The sequence below is a fragment of the Xanthomonas sp. F14 genome (genome assembly GCF_014199865.1).
Genome location: NZ_JACHOM010000003.1, coordinates 19,725 through 39,897, shown reverse-complemented (window position 1 = coordinate 39,897; position 20,173 = coordinate 19,725). Strand labels below are relative to the sequence as shown.

Genomic DNA, 20,173 nt, shown 5'->3' with positions numbered 1-20,173 from the left:
TCGAGGCGAGGATGCGGGCAATTATAGACGGGCCCTTCCCAACGCCCGCCGCATCATGGGCGGCGGGCCGATGCCGGCCCGGTCGTGACATCCCTTCCATGTTCGTCCTGTGCGCCGCCCGATGACCCAGTTCGTGTCCACCCCCGTGCTCCCCAGCCGCAATTCGCAGCTGCTCGACCAGGTACGCGAGATCGTGCTGGTGCCGCTGGCCGATGCCTTTGTCCAATTCCAGGACACATTGGCCGAGGCGCTGTTCCAGCTGGCGGCCGATGCCGGCCCGGCCCAGAACGACTTCCTGGAGGCGATCCAGGCGGTGCGGCAGCAGCGCGAGCCGATCACCGCGCGTTTCCGCGGGCATCTGGCCAAGGCCTGGCAGGGGCTGGAATCCGGGCGGCCGTTGTCGGCCGATCGCAGCCTGGGCCGCGGTGCGGCCGGGCTGACCCTGCTGCCCGAGCAGGACCTGGAGGTGCGCCTGGCGGTGCGCAACCTGGCCGGCGCGCTGCAGCACCAGTGGCGCACGGAGCTGATGCGGCTCAATCGCTATCTGGGCTTCATTGCCGGCGGGCTGCGTATCGATGGCGACAGCAATCCGTTCGGGCCGGAGCATCTGGGCGTGGCCCTGTACGAGGCCTTTCAGGGGGTGACGCTGGCGCCCAAGGCGCATCTGGCGGTGATCAAGGTCTGCGAGCAGCACCTGATGGAACGCGTCGGCCAGCGCTACGGCGCGCTGGAACAGGCGCTGGCGCAGGTGGCGCGCTTGCGCGAGTTGCCGCAGCCGCGCAGCCGGCGGCGCGGCATTCCGCGCCAGGACGAAGGCGCCGGCGAGCAGACCGCCGAGACGCCGGACTGGATCGCGCGCTTCTTCGCCGACTGGTCGGGCGGGCAGGGCGCGTTGGCCGGCGTCGAGGCGATCGACGTGCATCTGCGCAGCGGCCGCGAGCTGTTGCCGGTCGGCCTGCACCATTTGCTGCAGCATGCACGCCGCCAACGCGAACCCGATGGCGACACGCCCGCACCTGCCGGGCAGCGCCTGCTGTCGCCGCGCGAGGTGGTGTCGGCGCTGTCGCTGCTGCAGACCATGCCTGCGGCCGGCTTCGATGCCATCGACGGCACCGATTCGGACCTGGCATGTGGCCTGCGGCAGCAGGTCAGGCGCGCCGCCGCCGCGCTTGGGGTGGATCCGGCCACCACCTGCCTCAACCCCGACGACGAGGACGCGCTGGATCTGGTGGCCTTGTTGTTCGCCGCGATCCTGGTGCAGAGCCATCTGTCGGATGCGCAGCGCAGCCTGCTCGGCCAGTTGCTGGTGCCGATGGCCAAGCTGGCGATGCTGGACGGCCACCTGTTCGTGCGCGACGGCCATCCCGCACGCCGCCTGCTCAACCTGTTGGTCGACGCCTGCGATGGCAATGCCGGCGAAACCGCGGCAGAGCAGGCCTTGCTCGGCCAGGTGCAGGCGGTGATCGACACGGTGGTGCGCGATTTCGACGAGCATCCGGGGCTGTTTCTGACGCTGGAGGCCGAGTTCGGCGCCAGCTACGAACAATATCGGCGCCGGGTGGAAATCGCCGAGCGCCGCGCCAGCGAATTGCAGCGCGCCGAAGAACGCCGCGAAGCCGCACGCAGCATTGCCGCGCAGGCGCTGGCAGAGCGCCTGGCGCGCGGACCGCTGCCGCCGCTGGTCGAGCACTTCCTCGGCCGCGTCTGGCAGCCGTATGTGCAACAGGTGGCGTTGCGTGGCGACGGCACCGGCCAGGCCTTGGACGCGGCCGTGGCCCTGGGCGATGCGGTGTTGGCGCAACTGGGTGCTGCGCCTGGTGACGCCGCGCTGGAGCCGCAGCGTGCGCAGCTGCTGCAGGCTTTCGCGCTGGCGGGCCTGGCGCAACGCGACGCCGAGCTGGCCCTGCAGGAACTGCAGCGCGCGCTGCCGTCCACGCCATCGGTGCCGGCTGCGGGAGCGCCGGATCCGGCCCTGTTTGCGCCGACCTTGAGCGCGCTGCGCCCGAGCCCCGGTCCGGCCGAGCCGGTCGGCGAGCCCCTGACGCCGATGCTGGATGCCACCGCGCAGGTGGAATTCGATCTTGTCACCGCCGATTTCTTCCGCGGCATGGCGCTCGGCACCTGCCTGGAGTTCGTCGACCGGCATGGCCGCGTGCAGGCCGGCAGGTTGTGCTGGATCAGCCCGATCTCCGGGCGGCTGATGTTCGTCAACCGGCGCGGCGGGCGGCTGTGCGTGTCCTCGCCGGAGGAACTGGCGATGATGGTGTGGCTGGACCGCCTGCGTCTGCATCGCGACGAGGACGCGTTTTACAGCGCGATGCAGGATGTCGTCGATGCGCTGGACCGGCCGCACATGCTGAAGGCTTAACCCCCGCAGGCGGTTGATACGCGCTGGCAAGCGCCACCGCAGCGATGCACGCTAGGATGTCCGACTGACACGCAAACCCTGGGCGGTCACGACTAAAGTGCGAATTGCGTCACACTTAACAAACGAGCGAAACGCCTACCATGCGGTGGCGGAATTTGGGGCCGCGTCTGTTTTCTTTCGTTTGAATATTTTCACGCCTGCAGGGGCGGGGAGCCTTTGCGCATGACTTTTCAGCCCAGTCCGTCGGGACATCCGGGCCGTGACCAACGCTTGCTCGAACAGGCGCACGCCGTGTTCGTGCCCGCACTCGCGCAGGTTTTTGCCGCTGCAGTCGCACACTTTGACGATGTGCTGTTCGATCGCGCCGAATCCGCGGGCACATCGCAGTTGTTGTTTCTCGACGGCATGCGCGAGTTGCGCCGCAAGCGCGACGAAGTGGCCACGCGGTTCCGCCAGCAGCTGGACGACGGCTGGCAGGCGTTGTTGCTGGGCGAGCCGCTGTCGGCCGAGGTGGTCCTGGCAGGCGACATCGGCACCGGCCCGCTGAGTCTGGTGCCCGAACACGTGCTCGAATCGCGGCTGGCGGTGCGCAACCTGGCCACGGTGCTGCTGCGCGACTTCAAGCAGGTGCTGGCGCGGGTGGACCGCCGCCTGGGCTGGATCGCCGGCGGCCTGGAACTGGTGGCCGACACCAACCCGCTCGGTCCGGAGCATCTGGGCGTGGCGATCCACGAAGCCTTCGCCACCTGCGACCTGGCGCCGGAAGTGCGCCTGGTACTGATCAAGCTGTGCGAGCGCGACCTGGCCGAGCCGATCGGCAAGCTGTATGCGCGCCTGGACGAGACGCTGGCCAAGGCCGGCGTCATGCCGGAAATCTCCCAGCCCAAGCGCCCGCCGCCGCGCGTGCAGCCACGCGGCGACACGCCCGAGGAGCGCGCCCAGGCCGAGGCCCAGGGCGCGGCTGCCGACATCGGCGGCGACGACCAGAGCGACCAGTACGCACCGGCCTGGGCCAACCGCTTCCTGGACCGCTGGGCGCACAGCCGCGGCCGCATGCAGGCCGCCGCCCAGCGTGGCCAGGCCGGTGGCGGCGCTGCCGGCGGCATGGATGGCGGTGAGGCCGATCACCCCGGCGGCAGCCAGGGCATGTTGCTGGAGGCGCTGCACGAATTGCTGCAGCAGACCCGCAGCGTGCGCGACAACACCGCCTCTGCCGCATCGGTGGCGGTGGGCCAGCAGCGCCCGTTGAGCCAGCGCGAGATGATGTCGGTGCTGTCGCTGCTGCAGGCCACGCCGAGCGCGACGCTGCAGGCGGCCATCGGCGACGACACCGAGTCGCTGGCGCAGCGGCTGAAGAACGAAGTGCTGTCCAGCGCCACCCGGCTGGGCGTGGACCCGGCGACCGCGCGCCTGGACCCGATGGATGAGGATGCGATCGACCTGGTCGGCATGCTGTTCGACGTGATGCTGGACGAGCGCGATCTGGAAAACCGTTCGCGCGAAATGATCGGCCGGCTGGTGGTGCCCTTCGTCAAGGTCGCGCTGCTGGATCGCAAGATGTTCGTGCAGAAGACCCATCCCGCGCGGCGCCTGCTCAATTCGCTGGCCGAGGCCTGCGAAGGCAACACCGGCGACAGCGCTGCCGAGCGTGTGCTGATGGGCAAGGTCGAGGAAATCGTCGACCGCCTGGTGGCCGAATTCAACGAGAACCTGGCGATCTTCCTGACCCTGGAAGAGGAATTCCGCGATTTCCTATCGCAGCATCGGCGCCGGGTGGAAATTGCCGAGCGGCGCGCCACCGAAACCCAGCGCGGCCAGGAAAAGCTCGAGCTGGCACGCAGCCGCGCGCTGTCGGAGCTGGAACAGCGCACGCAGGCCGGCACGCCGCTGCCCAGGGCCGTGGAGGATTTCCTGCGTCAGCCGTGGCTGCACCATCTGACCATGGCGATCCTGCGCGACGGTGAGGAAGGTCCGGGCACCGTGGAGGCACTGGCCCTGGCCGATGGCGTGCTGGAAGAACTGGCCGAGGCACGTCGCCACATCGTCGGCAAGCCGTGGCTGCAGGTCTGGCAACCGGCCCTGCATCGCGTATTTGCCAGCGTCGGCCTGCATGGCGACGCGGTGGTGGTGGCCATCACCGCATTGCACGACACCTTGCAGGCCATCGCCGAAGCGCGCCCGGAGCTGGAAAAGGCCTTGCCGGAACTGCCGCAGGTCAACCTGCCGCCGCCGGCTGCCGAAAGCGTCAGCGTGGTGCTGGGGGCCGAGGCGGTGGCGCAGAGCATCGACAGCGCCGATGCCGAGCGTTTCCGTGCGATGGATATCGGCACCTGGCTGGATTTCGTCGACAAGGACGGCAAGGTGCAGGCGGGCAAGCTGTCGTGGGTGAGCCCGATCTCGCAGCGGCTGCTGTTCGTCAATCGCCGCGGCGTACGCTTCTGCGTCGCTTCGCCGGAAGAGCTGGCGGTGATGGTGCGCCTGGGCAGGCTGCGCGAGCACATCAACGACGGCGCCTTCGACAGCGCCATGCAGGGCGTCATCGACCGCCTGGATCCGTTGCACAACAGCACCGTGCACTAGCGGGTACCGCGCGATGCGCTTGCCGCATCGCGGTACGCTCAGGCCCGCGCCGGTCCGATAAAGTCCAGCGCCGCTTCGATGACCGAGGCATGGTCGACCATGCGGTTGTGTCCCAGGCCTTCGGTGGTCAGCAATTGCGCCTGCGGCCACAGCGCCGCAAAACGCGCGCCTTCGTCCCAGGGTGTCTCGCGGTCGCGGCGGTCGTGGATGATCAGGGCCGGACGCTGGAAACGCGGCAGATGCGGGGACGCATCGAAATCGGCAAAGCGTTTGCCGGTGATCGCATGCAGCAGGTTCTCGAACGGAACGAAGGTCTTGGCCGCGATGCCAAAGGCGCGGAACTGGCGGCGTGCGGTCTCGGCCGGGGCCAGCAATGGCGCGATCAGCACGTAGCGCGCCGGCTGCCAGGCCGCTTCATCGGCGAACACGACCGATGCCGAACCCAGCGAATGACCGATGAAGGCCGCCGGCCGGCCGAAGCGCCGCCCGATCCGGCGCAGCACCTCGACAAAGTGCGGCATGTAGCTGATGCGCCCACCGCTCAATCCGTGCCCGGCCTGGTCGAAGGCCACCACCGCATAGCCCAGCGCCTGCAGCCGTGGCACCCAGGCGGCAAAGCGCAGGCCATAGCTGGACCAGCCGTGGGAGAGCAGCACATACGGTTGCTGCGCCGGATCGCCCCAGACATACACCGCGATCTCGATGCCATCGATGGACAGGCTGTCGCGGCCCACGTCGGACAGCGTCGCCAGGGTGGATGCGGCATGCCGGCGCGATGCCGCATCCGGCGTCACGAAGCGGCGCGCCAGCAGGCGGCCGGTCGGGCCGGGAGCCAGGCGGCTGGCCGACCCGAACAGCGTGCGGGTCAGGCGCATGCGCCAGCGGGAGGATGCCTTGGCCATGAAAAAACTCGCTGGGGAGGGGCTGCATCCGCCGCCAAATCTTGACGCTGGCAAGATGCGGGGCGAGTCTGCACCGCCAATCTTGTCAGCGTCAAGATTCCCTGCTCCAATGACATCCCGATTTGCGAAGCCGCCATGTCCCACGCGCCCAGGTCAGCGACGTATCACCATGGCGATCTGCCCGCCGCCCTGCGCCGCGCGGCCTGGGAGATCGTCGGCGAATCGGGTCCGCGCGGGTTGAGCCTGCGCGAGTGCGCCCGCCGTGCGGGCGTTTCGCATGCCGCGCCGGCACATCACTTCGGCTCGCTGGAAGGTCTGGTGGTGGAACTGGTTGCAGACGGGTACGAACGCATGGTCGAGTTGATCATGCAGGCCCAGCGCGAGGTCGACCCACTGCTGGGTGGCGGCCTGGGCTATATCCGGTTCGCCATCGCCTACCCGCAGCAGTTTCGCCTGATGCAGAGCCTGGAGCCGCAGCGACGCAGCCTGCCGCGCCTGCTGGCAGCCACCGATGCGGCAATGGCCTGCCTGCGCGATGCCCTGCATGCGGCCTGGCTGGCCCGGCACGGCAGTGCGCCGGATGCGCACCTGCTGCATCAACGGGTGCTGCTGGCCTGGAGCGCGGCGCATGGTTATGCGTGTCTGGCCATCGACCACCGCACTGAAGCGGTGGCGCTGGCGCCGCCCGAGCAGTTGCTCGCCCCGATGCTGCCGGCCTTGCTGACGCCCTGAGCGTGGCTGCCGCGCTCTGCTAGCATCGCCGCGACGACAGGCGCGCGAGCGGAGCAAGCCATGGCTGTGCAGGTGCTGGTGCTGAAAGAACGCGCGGCAGGCGAGCGCCGCGTCGCCGCCACGCCGGAAACGGTCAGGAAACTGGTCGCGCTCGGCGCCAGCGTGTGGATCGAGCCAGGCGCCGGCTGTGCCAGCAGCATGGCCGACGCCGCGTATCTGCAGGCCGGGGCGCAGCTCGCCACGGCAGACACGCTGGCGCAGGCCGAAGTGCTGCTGAGCGTGCAGGCCCCGCCCACCGAACTGCTGCAGCAATGCAGGCCCCACGCCGTGCTGATCGGCATGCTGGCGCCGGACGCCGACCCGGCACGTGCGCAGGCGATCGCCGCCGGTGCGCTGGTCGCGTTTCCGCTGGAGCGCCTGCCGCGCACCACACGTGCGCAATCGATGGACGTCTTGAGTTCGCAGGCCGGCATGGCCGGCTACAAGGCCGTGCTGATCGCCGCGCAGCTGGCGCCGCGCTTCTTTCCGATGCTGACCACCGCCGCCGGCACCATGCGCCCGTGCAAGGTGCTGGTGATCGGTGCGGGCGTGGCCGGGCTGCAGGCGATCGCCACTGCCAAACGGTTGGGCGCGCAGGTCGAAGGCTTCGACGTGCGCCCGGAAACGCGCGAGCAGATCGCCTCGCTGGGTGCGCGCTTCCTGGATCTGGGCGTGAGCGCGGCCGGCGAGGGCGGTTATGCGCGCCAGCTCACCGACGACGAACGCGCCGAACAGCAACGCCGGCTGGCCGAACACCTCAAAGGCGTGGACGTGGTGGTCTGCACCGCCGCCGTGCCCGGCCGGCCGGCGCCGAAGATCCTGAGCACGGAGATGCTGCACGGCATGCGCGCCGGCAGCGTGATCGTCGATCTGGCCGCGGAAACCGGCGGCAATTGCGCTGCCACCCGGCCCGGCGATACCTATGAGCGCGACGGCGTGGTGATCGCCGGGCCGCTCAACCTGGCCAGCCAGGGCGCGGTGCACGCCAGCGAGATGTTTGCGCGCAACGTCTACGCGTTCGCCGCATTGTTGATCAAGGATGGCGCGCTGTCGTTCGACTGGGACGACGAACTGCTGGCCAAGACACGCTGGTCGGCGCCAGCGACTGCGTAGCCCCGCCGAGCCCATGCGCCTTGCGCACTGGCGGGTAGGAGCGCGCTGGCGCGCGATGGCGCTTTATCGGTGACGCTCCGTCGCGCGATGGCGCTTATCTGTAATGCTCCATCGCGCGCCAGCGCGCTCCTACGGGGGCTGCGCGCATGTTCGTCTGTGACCGGGATGCCGCCCGTGCGCTGGCGTGCCGCGTCCGCCGCGGCAGCGCTGCGTCAGTCGTCGGTGGGCGGATGCTCGCGCAGCCAGGTGCTGCGTTCGGCCGGGCTCATCTTCTGCCAGCGTTGCTGCAGCTCATTGCGTTGTTGCTGGTTGAGCGTGCGCATGCGTTCAAACAAGGCCTTGGCCTCGCGGCGTTGCTCCGGGCTCATGTTGCGGAAGCGGTCCATGCCGGCCTTGGCCTGTTTGCGCTGCTCCGGGGTCATGTCCAGCCAGCGGCGCGCGTGGCGGTACATGCGCGGGCGTTCTTCCGGCACATCGTTCCAGCGTTCGCGCAGCGCATCGATCAGCACCTGCCGCTGCTGCTGGGTGAGCTTGTCCCACTCGGGCATCGGCGTGTCTGCCTCGCGCGGTCCGGGTCCTCGCGGGCCGGGGCCATCCGGCGGTGGCGGTCCCGGCGGTCCGGGGGAATGGGCCTGAGCCAGCAGGGACGCGCAGGGCGCGGCGCACAGCAGCAGGGTCAACAACAGGCGGGTGGTGCGGGTCATCGTGGTTATTCCATGGCCAGGGCGGTATCGGACCCCAGCCAGACGTACAGGTCCGGATTCTGGGTGAGCATGTCGTCGGTATCGGTGGTGGTGCCGGCGACCACCTGGGTCGGGGCGCGGTCCGGCGAGGCGCGCTCGCCTGGACGCAGCTGCAGGCCGATGCCGACCGCCAGCAGGCCGGAACACGCGGTCGCCAGTAACCAGTAGCCGCGCCGGGCGCGCGTGGGAGCGGCCGCATGACGGGCCTGGCGCAGGCGCGCCAGGGTCTGCGGCGGCAGGCTGGTCAGTGCGGAGGCATGCAGCTGGCGCAGGTACGCATCCAGCTGGGCCGGGTCGTGGGAGCGGTTCACAGGAAATCCTCGAACTGTTTTTGCAACGCGTCGCGCGCACGCGACAGGTGGGTTTTGACCGAGCCTTCCGAGCAGCCCATCGCCTTGGCGGTGGTGGCCACGTCCAGGTCTTCAAGCACGCGCAGCGTGAACGCTTCGCGCTGGCGCGCTGGCAGGTTGCGCAAGGCCTCGACCAGCCGTTGGTAGGCCTGTTGATGCTGTTGTTCGTCCACCGGGCCGGTGCCGGGGTCGGCCCAGTCGATGGTGCCCTCGTCGTCGGCGCGTTCGGCCGGCGCCCAGAACTTCAGGCGGAAGCTGCGCCGGCGCTGCAGGTCGATGATGCGGCTGCGCAGGATGCTCCAGAACAGCGGCGTCCATTCGGCGGCCGGGCGCTCGCGGTAGCCGAGCAGCTTCACCATGGCGTCCTGCACGGCGTCCAGCGCATCTTCGCGGTGACGCAGGCCGGCCTCGGCAAAGCGGAACGCACGCGGGCCGATGCCGGCCAGGAAGGCGTCCAGCGAAGCCGGCACGGTGGCGGCCGGTGCGGCAGGTTGCGGATCGAAAGGGGTTCCCACCAGCACAGCGTAGCTTCCGCGGAGACGATACGACGTCAACGAGCGAGTGCCGATTCGGTTGACACGCGCCCGGGCGCGCACGGCGTGGGTATGATCGGCGGGCCGCACCGGCCAGTGGAGCGAACGACGATGAGCGACGGATTCGTAGCGCTGTACATCTTCATGCTGGCGGCCATCGCCGGCCACGTGATCATCTCGCGGGTGCCGGTGATCCTGCATACCCCGCTGATGTCCGGCTCCAACTTCATCCACGGCATCGTGCTGATCGGTGCGATGGTGGTGCTGGGGCATGCCGATACCACGCTGGAAAAGGCGCTCGGATTTGTCGCAGTGATGCTGGGTGCGGGCAATGCGGCCGGTGGTTACGTGGTGACCGAGCGGATGCTGGACATGTTCAAGTCCAGCAAGAAGCCGTCGGGCGGGGACGCGCCATGAACGTCTCCACTGCCGAGCTGCTGGCATGGCTGGTGAAGTCCAGCTATCTGGTCGCGGCGACCTTGTTCCTGCTCGGGCTGCAGCGCATGGCGTCGCCGCTGACCGCGCGCAGCGGCATCCGCTGGGCCGGGCTGGGCATGCTGATCGCCACGGTGGCGACATTCTTCCTGCCCGAGCTGCATAACGTGCCGCTGATCCTGGCCGCGCTGGCGATCGGTACCGGGGTGGCGTGGTGGTCGGCCAGGAAGGTTGCCATCACCGACATGCCGCAGATGGTGGCCTTGTACAACGGCATGGGCGGCGGCTCGGCGGCGGCGATCGGGGCGGTGGAGTTGCTGCGCTTTGCCTTCTTCGCCAACCGCGATACCACCCACTGGAGCGCCCAGGCGATCGCCGAACTGGCGGCGCGGCGGCCGGACACCCCCACGGTGGTGCTGGCGGTGGTGGGCTCGGCGATCGGCGCAGTGTCGCTGTCCGGGTCGATCGTGGCCTGGGCCAAGCTGGATGGCCGGCTCGACCGTCGGGTGACCTTCGCGGGCCAGCAGGCCTTCAATCTGCTGGTGGCACTGGCAGTGCTGGTGCTCGGCATCTGGGCGGCCAGCAGCCTGCAGCCGCTGGCGATCATCGCCTTCTTCGTGGTGGCGCTGGCGCTGGGTGTGTTGATGACGCTGCCGATCGGCGGTGCCGACATGCCGGTGGTGATCTCGCTGTACAACGCATTCACCGGCCTGGCGGTGGCGTTCGAAGGCTATGTGCTGGGCAACGAGGCGCTGATCATCGCCGGCATGATGGTCGGCGCGGCCGGCATCCTGCTGACGCGCCTGATGGCCAAGGCGATGAACCGGCCGATCAGCGGCGTGCTGTTTTCCAACTTCGGCGGCGGCGGGCAGGCACAGGAGATCGCCGGGGCACAGAAGCCGATCGAGGCCGGCGACGTGGCGGCGATGATGGCGTTCGCCGAGCGGGTGGTGATCGTGCCCGGCTACGGCATGGCGGTGGCACAGGCGCAGCACAAGATCTGGGAGCTGGCGCAGCGGCTGATCGCGCGCGGGGTCAAGGTGAAGTTCGCAATCCACCCGGTCGCCGGGCGCATGCCCGGGCACATGAACGTGCTGCTGGCCGAAGCCGGCGTGCCCTACGACCTGATCGCCGACATGGACGACATCAACCCCGAGTTCGCCAGCACCGACGTGTCGCTGGTGATCGGCGCCAACGACGTGGTCAACCCGGTGGCCAGGACCGACCCGGCCAGCCCGATCTACGGCATGCCGATCCTGGACGTGGTCAATTCGAAGAACACGGTAGTGATCAAGCGCGGCAAGGGCACCGGCTTTGCCGGCATCGAGAATGCGCTGTTCTACGCCGACAACACCCGCATGCTGTACGGCGATGGCGCGGAAGCGGCCGGCGCGCTGGTCAGCGAGCTGAAGGCGCTGGACGGGGGCGGGCACTGAGGCGTCGCTTCAAGAAAATACCGGGCTTTGTAGGGCGTAGCGGTGTTTAAAGACATTCAAAAGCTCGGCTCTTCGAGTGCGCGGTGCCCTCACCGCTTGCGGGACACGCCGTGAATCCGTCCATGGAGGCTCCTTGGCGGCATCCATGCCGCCAAGGGTCCCGCAACCGGCAAGGACACCGCACCAGGAGGTAGGTCGGTGGTCAGTTGCAAAACTGCTTTCGGTTGCGTTTTGCACTGGGACACTGAAAAGTTTGCAGGTTGCTTTGTTGAGCCGCTGCCGGTTACTCGGCTCGCGCTTGGGAAGCCGATCGAACGCACGGTGATCCGGACAACGCACACCATGCATTGCTTGCACCAGCGCACCGACCATCTCGCTTGGTCCTTGCCCGCCCATCGTCGCGGGACCTTACGCGGCATGGATGCCGCGTAAGAGCCTACACGGACGTACTTGCGGCGTGTCCTGCGATGGTGGGCCGGCAAGGGCCCTGCAGCAAACTCGCAGCGTCGAGGGCCCCGCAGCCAAGCCTCAGAGCTCCCCGGAAATCGCTGCGTCAGGAATATAAAGCGCCAGCGCCAAGCAGGAGCGGCGTGGCTTGAGCTGTGCACATGAAGCATCAGCTTCAACGGATGCCTAGTGGCAGCCATTGCGAACGCGTCCGACTCAGCGCGCCGCCCACCCCGCCAGGACCAGCGCGGCGGCATAGCACAGCAGGTCGAAGCCGTTGTTGGCCAGTTGCAGCAGGGTCCAGGCCAGCCCGGTGCCCATCTTCTGTGCCGAGGTCCACGGGTCCAGGCCCAGTGCGCCACCCAGCTGCGCCGAGGCGATGCCCCAGTTGGCGCCGACGATGATCAGCGCGGTCGCCACGACCGCGATGCCGATGCGCAAGGGACCGGCGCCCAGCGTGCCCAGGCGCAGCATCCAGACGATTTCCAGCGCCACCAGCACCGCCATCCAGCCGGCCTGGTTGCCCAGCGCGAGCGCGATGAGCATCCAGGCGATCAGGGCGGTGACGCATCCCAGCAGCAGGAGCGGGGGCCAGAGCCAGTGGGCGGTTCTGGCGGACGCGGTGGTAGGCGGCATTGGAGCTCCTGACAGTGCGCACATGATAAAGCGCGCGATGTACTTTGCGCGGTGATGGACGCGCCGATGGAATGCAGCGTCGTCGCCGGCTCCATCCCGCAACGGCAGCGGCCTTGCCGTGGTCGGCTAGAATGGCGGACTTGCGCGCATCCGCCGCGGCCCCATATCCAGCCCATGTACTCCCGTAGCAGCGAACCCGTCCAGTTCGAACGCGATTGCGATGCCGTCATGGTGCCGCAGGGCGATTCGGTGACCCTGCCCGCAGGCAGTTACGGCTATATCACCCAGGCGCTGGGTGGCAGCTACACGGTCTTTGTCGAAGGCAACCTGTTCCGCATTGCCGGCAAGGATGGCGATGCGATCGGCAAGGAGGCCCCGCCGGGGCTGGAACTGCCCGCCGATGCCAGCGACGAAGAGGTGGAGGCACTGGTGTGGCAGCAGCTGCGCACCTGTTTCGACCCCGAGATCCCGTTCAACATCGTCGATCTGGGCCTGGTCTACGAGGCGGTGGTCAGCCATCGCGAGGAAGACGATCAGCGCCGGGTGGACGTCAAGATGACCCTCACCGCGCCCGGTTGCGGCATGGGCGAGATCCTGGTCGACGACGTGCGCAGCAAGGTCGAAATGATTCCGACCATTGCCGAGGCCGACGTCGAGCTGGTCTTCGACCCGCCGTGGGGCCGGCATATGATGTCCGAAGCAGCCCGTCTCGAGACCGGCATGCTCTGACCGTCAGGCGCCATGTCCAACAGGTGGCGCCGCGTCCTTTCGCCCGCCCTACAGGAATCTTCCGGTGTCCGTGTCCTTCGCTTCCACCCGTTCCCCGTCGCCGCGCAGTGCCGACGAGCTGTCCGTGATCCTGGCCGCGCCCGGCTTCGGGCTGCATTTCACCGACCACATGGTCGCCATTTCCTGGACCAACGAGCTCGGTTGGCACGACGCGCAGGTACGCGCGTATGGCCCGCTGCAGCTGGATCCGGCCGCCTCGGTGCTGCATTACGGCCAGGAAATCTTCGAAGGCATCAAGGCCTACCGGCATGCCGACGGCTCGATCTGGACCTTCCGCCCGCAGGCCAATGGCGAGCGGCTGCAGCGCTCGGCGCGGCGGCTGGCGCTGCCGGAACTGCCGGTGGACCTGTTCGTCGAATCGCTGCGCCAGCTGGTGGCGGTGGATGCGAGCTGGGTGCCGTCGGCCCCGGAAACCAGCCTGTACTTCCGCCCGTTCATGATTGCCGACGAGGCGTTCCTGGGCGTGCGTGCGGCGCACAAGGCCTCGTACTACGTCATCGCAAGTCCCGCCGGTCCGTATTTCGCCAAGGGCGTGGCACCCGTGTCGATCTGGTTGTCCACCGAGTACGCACGTGCGGCCAAGGGCGGCACCGGTGCGGCCAAGTGCGGCGGCAACTATGCCGCCTCGCTGCTGCCGCAGCAGAAGGCCTATGCGCAAGGCTGCTCGCAGGTGCTGTTCCTGGACCCGGTGGAAGGCAAGTACATCGAAGAACTGGGCGGCATGAACGTGTTCCTGGTCTACAAGGACGGCACGCTGGTGACGCCGGAACTGTCCGGCAGCATCCTGGAAGGCATCACCCGCGACAGCATCCTGCAACTGGCACGTGATCGCGGCATGCAGGTGATCGAGCGCAAGGTCGCCATCGACGAGTGGAAGCAGGGCGTGGCGTCGGGCGAGATCACCGAGGTGTTCGCCTGCGGCACCGCTGCCGTGGTCACCCCGATCGGCGAGCTGAAGGGCGATGGCTTTGCGGTCGGCGATCTCTCCGCACCGGCCGGCGAGGTGACCATGTCGCTGCGCCAGGAGTTGACCGACATCCAGTACGGGCGCGTCCCGGACCGCCACGGTTGGCTGGTGCGTCTGTCCTGAGCCAGCGCATCGCGTCAAAGAAGGCCTCTGCGCGGTCGCGCAGGGGTCTTTTTTTTGGGGCAACGCAGCAGGTGTGTGCCAATTCCTGTCCGGATATGTCGTCAACTGGCTGAACGGTGCCGTACGGTGTCACAAATCTGATATTTAATTTTTCGAAAGTGCGAACTTCTTATTGTCCAGTCTGGTTGTAGTGCGGTAGGTTCGCTGAACGGATCGATAACAGGGGATCGGTCCGGGACCTCGGTGCTGACCTATGGAAGGCGGCACCGGCTACCACCGCTACGGCGGTTCTCTTTGATCTAGAAGGGAATTCGATGTCGAACGAGTCTTTCCGCAAGCGCCCCCGCGCACTGACCATCCTGAGCGCAGCTGCGCTGACCTCGTTGTTGCTGGCAACCCCGGCCTTTGCCGGCGAGGTGTATCTGGATGGCCTGGCCACCGCCCAAACCCACCAGAAATTCATCGTGACCTATAAGGACGGCAGCACCGCGCTGGCCAGTCCAACCGCGCTGAGCACCTCGCTGCGCACCGCCGCGCGCGCTGTTCCGGCCAAGGCCGGCAAGGCGTTGGGCCTGAACTCGGTGCGCCGCCTGGCGCTGGGACCGGAGCTGGTCAAGGCCGACCGTGCACTCGACCGTGCCGAAGCCGAGACCCTGATGCGCCAGCTGGCCTCCGACCCCAACGTGCAGAGCGTGGAAGTCGACCAGATCCTGCACGCCACGCTGACCCCGAACGACACCCGCCTGTCCGAGCAGTGGGCCTTCGGCACCACCAATGCCGGCCTCAATATCCGCCCGGCCTGGGACAAGGCCACCGGCGCCAATGTGGTGGTGGCGGTGATCGACACCGGCATCACCACCCATGCCGATCTCAACGCCAATATCCTGCCGGGCTACGACTTCATCAGCGATGCCGCGACGGCGCGCGATGGCAACGGGCGCGACAGCAATCCCGCCGACGAAGGCGACTGGTATGCCGCCAATGAGTGCGGCTCCGGTATTCCCGCCGCCAACTCCAGCTGGCATGGCACCCATGTGGCCGGCACGGTGGCCGCGGTGACCAACAACACCACCGGCGTGGCGGGGACCGCCTACAACGCCAAGGTCGTGCCGGTGCGCGTACTCGGCAAGTGCGGCGGCTCGCTGTCGGATATCGCCGACGCCATCATCTGGGCCTCCGGCGGCAGCGTCAGCGGCGTGCCGGCCAACGCCAATCCGGCCGAAGTGATCAACATGTCGCTCGGCGGCGGCGGTACCTGCTCGACCACCATGCAGAATGCGATCAGCGGTGCAGTCTCGCGCGGCACCACGGTGGTGGTGGCGGCAGGCAACGATTCTGCCAACGTGTCCGGTTCGCTGCCGGCCAACTGCGCCAACGTGATCGCGGTGGCAGCCACCACCTCGGCCGGCGCCAAGGCCAGCTATTCCAACTTCGGCACCGGGATCGACGTGTCGGCGCCGGGCTCGGCGATCCTGTCCACACTCAACAGCGGCACCACCACCCCGGGCAGCGCCAGCTACGCGTCCTACAACGGTACCTCGATGGCGGCGCCGCATGTGGCCGGCGTGGTCGCGCTGGTGCAGTCGGTCGCGCCGAGCGCACTCACCCCGGCTGCCGTGGAAACCCTGTTGAAGAACACCGCGCGTGCGCTGCCGGGCGCCTGCTCGGGCGGCTGCGGCGCCGGCATCGTCAATGCCGATGCGGCGGTGACTGCCGCCATCAGTGGCAGCAATGGCGGCGGCGGTGGCGGCACCGGCAACACCCTGACCAACGGCACGCCGGTCACCGGACTGGGCGCAGCCACGGGTGCGGAACTGAACTACACCATCGCAGTGCCGGCCGGTAGCGGCACGCTGACCGTGGCGATCAGCGGCGGCAGCGGCGATGCAGACCTGTACGTGCGTGCCGGCAGTGCGCCGACCGACACCACCTACACCTGCCGTCCGTACCGTAGCGGCAATGCCGAGACCTGCAGCATCAGCGCGCCGTCTGGCACTTACTACGTGCGCCTCAAGGCGTACAGCACGTTCTCCGGCGTGACCTTGCGCGCCAGCTACTGAGGCACGTCGGCACTGCCTGACCCCGCCGGCCAGGCAGTGCCGATCCGATCCGCTTCACCCCATCAGCGACCTATTGCCCACGTCTGCCGCATCGGCAGGCGCCGGCGGTGTGTTGCCGCTCGACCGGAATGGACATCGGTCAGTCGTCTCGCCGGGCGCCCGCGCCCGTGCACTGCCTGACCCGATCCGCAGCACGTGGAGCCGGTTTGGCCATCTCGCCGCAATTGCGGTACCTCTCAATTAAGGAACGATCGATGTCCAATGTGTCGCAACGTCGTGCGCCCACGCGCGCGCTGGTGGTTCTAGGTGTGTCCGCGCTGACTTCGCTGCTGGCAGTGCCGGCGTTTGCTGGTCAGGTCAATCTTTCCGGGCTGGATTCGCAGCCCACCCTGGACCGCTTCATCGTCAAGTACCGGGACGGTTCCAGCGCCGCGGTGAGCCCGACCTCGCTGCGCGCATCGCTCAATTCGGTCGCCACCGCCGTGCCGGCGCGCGCTGGCCGCGCGCTGGGCCTGAATCACGTGCGTCGCACCGCGCTGGGGTCGGAAGTGCTCAAGACCGACCGTGGCCTGGACCGTGCCGAGGCCGAAACGCTGATGCGCCGGATCGCCGCCGACCCGAGCGTGGAGTACGTGGAAGTCGATCAGATCATGTACCCGACGCTGACCCCCAACGACACCCGTCTGTCCGAGCAGTGGGGCTTCGGCACCACCGCCTCGAGCATCAACGTGCGTCCGGCCTGGGATACCGCTACCGGCACCGGCGTGGTGGTGGCAGTGATCGACACCGGCATCACCAGCCACCCGGACCTCAACGCCAACGTGCTGCCGGGCTACGACTTCATCAGCGACGCGGCGCGTGCGCGTGACAACAATGGCCGCGACAACAACCCGGCCGACCAGGGCGACTGGCGCGCAGCCAACCAATGCGGCTCCGGCGTGGCAGCGGCCAACTCCAGCTGGCACGGCACCCATGTGGCCGGCACCATTGCCGCGGTCACCAACAACAGCACCGGTGTGGCCGGCACCGCGTTCAATGCGCGCATCGTGCCGGTGCGTGCGCTGGGCCTGTGCGGCGGCACCACCTCCGACATTGCCGACGCAATCGTGTGGGCATCCGGCGGCACCGTCTCCGGCGTGCCGGCCAATGCCAATCCGGCCGAAGTGATCAACATGTCGCTGGGCGGCAACGGCACCTGCTCGAGCACCTACCAGAACGCCATCAATGGCGCGGTATCGCGCGGCACCACGGTGGTGGTGGCGGCCGGCAACAGCAATGCCAACGTGGCCAACTTCACCCCGGCCAGCTGCGCCAACGTGATCTCGGTGGCGTCGATCACCTCGGCCGGTGCGCGTTCGAGCTTTTCCAACTTCGGCAGCACCATCGACATCTCCGGCCCGGGCTCGGCGATCCTGTCCACGCTCAACAGCGGCACCACCACGCCGGGCAGCGCCAGCTACGCCTCCTATAACGGTACGTCGATGGCGGCACCGCACGTGGCCGGCGTGGTGGCGCTGGTGCAGTCAGTGGCCAGCCGTCCGCTGACCCCGGCGGCAGTGGAAACGCTGTTGAAGAACACCGCGCGTCCGCTGCCGGGCGCCTGCTCGGGCGGCTGCGGTGCCGGCATCGTCAACGCGGCCGGTGCGGTCAGCCAGACCCCGTAAGACGCCTCGCGGTGCCAGCGGCCGAGCCGTTGGCACCGCTGGGGTCTGCGTGATGCGGTGTGTCTGCAGCACGCTCGATACCCCCATTGCCCCGCCAAAGTGCGGGGCAATGGCGTTTTGGGGGCAGCGCTGGAGGGTGGGACGGCGCGGTCCTGGTCGCCGCCGGCATCTGCCTCTCGAGCCGCCACCTTAACCAACCCGGTGGTTCGCCACGCCTGGCCAGCGATCCCGGCTCAGGTCCGCGCATACCCGGTCGATAGCGTGGGCAGGTGGGCAGCGACGCCAGTCGGCGCGCCTCACCACGATGCAAGGGCGGCACAGGTGTGCCCTCGTTTGCACCACGACATCCCGGGGAGGGGTCGATCCATGCGTTATTTACCGTTCAAGGGGCTGCGCCATGTCGCGCTGGCCTGTGCACTGCTATGCGGCACTGCGCCTGCATTCGCTGGCGACGTCAGCCTGCAGGGGCTGGGGTCGGCATCGGCCCATCAGCGTTTCATCGTCAGCTACAAGGACAGCAGCGCCGGCAACCGTGGGCGTCTGAGTGGCTCGTTACGCGAGATCGCCCGTGCGGTGCCGGCGCGGCGCGGGCGGGCGCTCGGCCTGTCGTCGTCGCGCTGGCTCGGGGTCGGGCCGCAATTGCTGGTGGCCGATCGCGCGCTTGACCGGGTCGATGCGGAAACCCTGATGCGCCGCTTGGCGGCCGACCCGGCGGTCAAGCGCGTGGAAGTGGACATGCTGCTGCGCCCGATGCTGGTGCCCAACGACAGCCGCCTGTCCGAGCAATGGGCGCTGGGGGCCACCAGCGCCGGCATCAACGTGCGCCCGGCCTGGGACAAGGCCACCGGCAAGGGCGCGGTGGTGGCGGTGATCGATACCGGCGTGACCGCGCATCCGGAGCTGTCGGCCAATGTGCTGGCCGGCTATGACTTCATCAGCGATGCCTTCATCGCCCGCGACGGCAACGCGCGCGACACCGATGCCGCCGATCCGGGCGACTGGGCCGCGGCCAACGAGTGCGGCAGCGGCGCAAGCGCGTCCAGTTCCAGCTGGCATGGCACCCATGTGGCCGGCATCGTCGCGGCCGCCGCCAACAATGGCGCCGGCACCGCGGGCGTGGCGTTCAATGCAAAGGTGCTGCCGGTGCGCGTGCTGGGCCGTTGCGGCGGCTACCTGTCCGACATCGCCGATGCGATCGTGTGGGCCTCCGGCGGCACGGTGTCCGGCGTGCCGGCCAATCCGACCCCGGCCAGGGTGATCAACCTGTCGCTGGGCGGCATCGGTTCCTGTTCCACCACCTTGAGCAATGCGATCGCCAGCGCGGTGTCGCGCGGCACCAGCGTAGTGGTGGCTGCCGGCAACAGCAATATCGACGTATCCAAAAGCGTGCCGGCCAATTGCCCGAATGTGATCGCGGTGGCGGCGACCACCTCGGCCGGGGCCAAGGCCAGCTTTTCCAACTTCGGCCAGGGCGTGGATATCGCCGCGCCGGGGCAGGCGATTCTGTCCACGCTCAACAGCGGCAGCACGGCGGTGGGCACCCCAGGTTACGCGGTCTACAGCGGCACCTCGATGGCGGCGCCGCATGTGGCTGGCGTGGTGGCATTGATGCAGTCGGTGGCGCTCAATCCGCTCAGTGCGGCCAGCGTCGAAGCGATGCTCAAGAGCACGGCGCGTGCATTGCCGGTGGCGTGTCCGCAGGGGTGTGGGGCAGGGTTGGTCAACGCCGATGGTGCGGTGGCTGCGGTGATCGCCTCGACCACCCTGACCAGCAATGCAGCACGCAACGGCCTGGCTGCAGCCACCGGTGGCTCGCTGTATTACCAGGTCAACGTGCCCGCAGGCACGCGCAGCCTGCGGGTGGCGCTCAGCGGTGGCAGCGGCAATGCCGACCTGTCGCTGCGTGCCGGTGCATTGCCGAGCGATACCGCCTACAACTGCCGCACTGCGGTGGTGGGCAATGCCGACAGCTGCACGCTGAGCGCACCCGCGCCAGGGGTGTATTACGTGCGGCTCAAGGCCACGCTGGCGTTCTCGGCGGTCACGCTGGTGGCCACGTACTGAGCGTGCCCGGAGTCCTGCGCCGGTGGGTGCAGGACCTCGGTCTTGCTTGGGGCTTGATCTTGCATCGGCCATGTGACGCCGGCGAATCCATCACGCCGCAGCGGAGGTGCGTGATCGCTGCCGCAAACCGGAGCCACCTTTGGATTTCCAGGTGCCGGCTTGCGTCAGCCGGCCACGCAGCGCGGTGTCTCG

General features: G+C 68.4%; 16 protein-coding genes. 11 read left to right on the top strand and 5 right to left on the bottom strand.

The window, feature by feature from the left end; translation table 11 throughout:
- The first annotated feature begins 121 nt into the window (after nucleotides 1-121).
- Both GGR73_RS11620 and GGR73_RS11615 read left to right on the top strand, forming a co-directional pair.
- Nucleotides 122-2,368 carry a DUF1631 domain-containing protein gene (locus GGR73_RS11620; protein ID WP_184457012.1) on the top strand — a complete coding sequence of 749 codons (2,247 nt, stop codon included), beginning with the start codon at nucleotides 122-124 and terminating at the stop codon, nucleotides 2,366-2,368.
- 222 nt (nucleotides 2,369-2,590) lie between these two features.
- The gene (locus GGR73_RS11615; RefSeq protein WP_054591339.1) at nucleotides 2,591-4,948 is read left to right on the top strand and encodes a DUF1631 domain-containing protein; all 2,358 of its coding nucleotides are present in this window, start codon (nucleotides 2,591-2,593) and stop codon (nucleotides 4,946-4,948) included.
- A 38-nt stretch (nucleotides 4,949-4,986) separates the two neighbouring features.
- On the opposite strand, the gene GGR73_RS11610 is transcribed toward GGR73_RS11615, so the two are convergent.
- Nucleotides 4,987-5,850, bottom strand: coding sequence for an alpha/beta hydrolase (locus GGR73_RS11610; RefSeq protein ID WP_104541566.1), 864 nt, complete (start codon nucleotides 5,848-5,850; stop codon nucleotides 4,987-4,989).
- Between the two features lie 135 nt (nucleotides 5,851-5,985).
- Here GGR73_RS11610 and GGR73_RS11605 point away from each other — a divergent pair, with 135 nt between their 5' ends.
- Nucleotides 5,986-6,582 (top strand): TetR/AcrR family transcriptional regulator, encoded by a 597-nt coding sequence (locus GGR73_RS11605; protein ID WP_184457010.1) that lies wholly within the window; start codon nucleotides 5,986-5,988, stop codon nucleotides 6,580-6,582.
- Nucleotides 6,583-6,642: 60 nt separating this feature from the next.
- Nucleotides 6,643-7,734 (top strand): NAD(P) transhydrogenase subunit alpha, encoded by a 1,092-nt coding sequence (locus GGR73_RS11600; RefSeq protein WP_054591336.1) that lies wholly within the window; start codon nucleotides 6,643-6,645, stop codon nucleotides 7,732-7,734.
- A 212-nt stretch (nucleotides 7,735-7,946) separates the two neighbouring features.
- Here the strand turns inward: GGR73_RS11600 and GGR73_RS11595 are convergent, their stop codons facing one another.
- From GGR73_RS11595 to GGR73_RS11585, 3 genes are read right to left on the bottom strand one after another with little or no spacing between them, the layout of a single operon-like run.
- Nucleotides 7,947-8,438, bottom strand: coding sequence for a DUF3106 domain-containing protein (locus GGR73_RS11595; protein ID WP_039810786.1), 492 nt, complete (start codon nucleotides 8,436-8,438; stop codon nucleotides 7,947-7,949).
- A gap of 5 nt (nucleotides 8,439-8,443) precedes the next feature.
- A complete protein-coding gene (locus tag GGR73_RS11590; RefSeq protein ID WP_184457008.1) occupies nucleotides 8,444-8,788 on the bottom strand; it encodes a hypothetical protein in 345 nt (114 codons plus the stop codon).
- Complete coding sequence (locus tag GGR73_RS11585; protein WP_047128197.1) at nucleotides 8,785-9,348, bottom strand: RNA polymerase sigma factor; 564 nt, start codon at nucleotides 9,346-9,348, stop codon at nucleotides 8,785-8,787. Before GGR73_RS11585 ends, GGR73_RS11590 begins: the two co-directional genes overlap by 4 nt.
- A 123-nt stretch (nucleotides 9,349-9,471) precedes the next feature.
- On the opposite strand from GGR73_RS11585, the gene GGR73_RS11580 reads away from it, so the two are divergent.
- Both GGR73_RS11580 and GGR73_RS11575 read left to right on the top strand, forming a co-directional pair.
- Complete coding sequence (locus GGR73_RS11580; protein WP_046346232.1) at nucleotides 9,472-9,777, top strand: NAD(P) transhydrogenase subunit alpha; 306 nt, start codon at nucleotides 9,472-9,474, stop codon at nucleotides 9,775-9,777.
- On the top strand, nucleotides 9,774-11,231 hold the full coding sequence (locus GGR73_RS11575) for an NAD(P)(+) transhydrogenase (Re/Si-specific) subunit beta (RefSeq protein ID WP_184457006.1): 1,458 nt from the start codon (nucleotides 9,774-9,776) through the stop codon (nucleotides 11,229-11,231). The genes GGR73_RS11580 and GGR73_RS11575 overlap by 4 nt, the downstream gene beginning before the upstream one ends.
- A 663-nt stretch (nucleotides 11,232-11,894) precedes the next feature.
- Here GGR73_RS11575 and GGR73_RS11570 read toward each other — a convergent pair.
- Entirely contained in the window at nucleotides 11,895-12,314 is a 420-nt protein-coding gene (locus GGR73_RS11570; RefSeq protein WP_184457005.1) for a hypothetical protein, read from the bottom strand.
- Between the two features lie 174 nt (nucleotides 12,315-12,488).
- On the opposite strand from GGR73_RS11570, the gene sufT reads away from it, so the two are divergent.
- The 5 genes from sufT (at nucleotide 12,489) to GGR73_RS11545 (ending at nucleotide 19,981) form a co-directional block, all read left to right on the top strand.
- Nucleotides 12,489-13,043, top strand: coding sequence for a putative Fe-S cluster assembly protein SufT (gene sufT / locus GGR73_RS11565; protein WP_016900709.1), 555 nt, complete (start codon nucleotides 12,489-12,491; stop codon nucleotides 13,041-13,043).
- Between the two features lie 64 nt (nucleotides 13,044-13,107).
- A complete protein-coding gene (locus tag GGR73_RS11560; RefSeq protein ID WP_039523741.1) occupies nucleotides 13,108-14,193 on the top strand; it encodes a branched-chain amino acid aminotransferase in 1,086 nt (361 codons plus the stop codon).
- Nucleotides 14,194-14,507: 314 nt separating this feature from the next.
- The gene (locus tag GGR73_RS11555; protein WP_024938591.1) at nucleotides 14,508-16,253 is read left to right on the top strand and encodes a S8 family peptidase; all 1,746 of its coding nucleotides are present in this window, start codon (nucleotides 14,508-14,510) and stop codon (nucleotides 16,251-16,253) included.
- A 254-nt stretch (nucleotides 16,254-16,507) separates the two neighbouring features.
- Nucleotides 16,508-17,917, top strand: coding sequence for a S8 family peptidase (locus tag GGR73_RS11550; protein ID WP_024938590.1), 1,410 nt, complete (start codon nucleotides 16,508-16,510; stop codon nucleotides 17,915-17,917).
- Between the two features lie 366 nt (nucleotides 17,918-18,283).
- A complete protein-coding gene (locus GGR73_RS11545) occupies nucleotides 18,284-19,981 on the top strand; it encodes a S8 family peptidase (protein WP_184457003.1) in 1,698 nt (565 codons plus the stop codon).
- Nucleotides 19,982-20,173 lie beyond the last annotated feature (192 nt).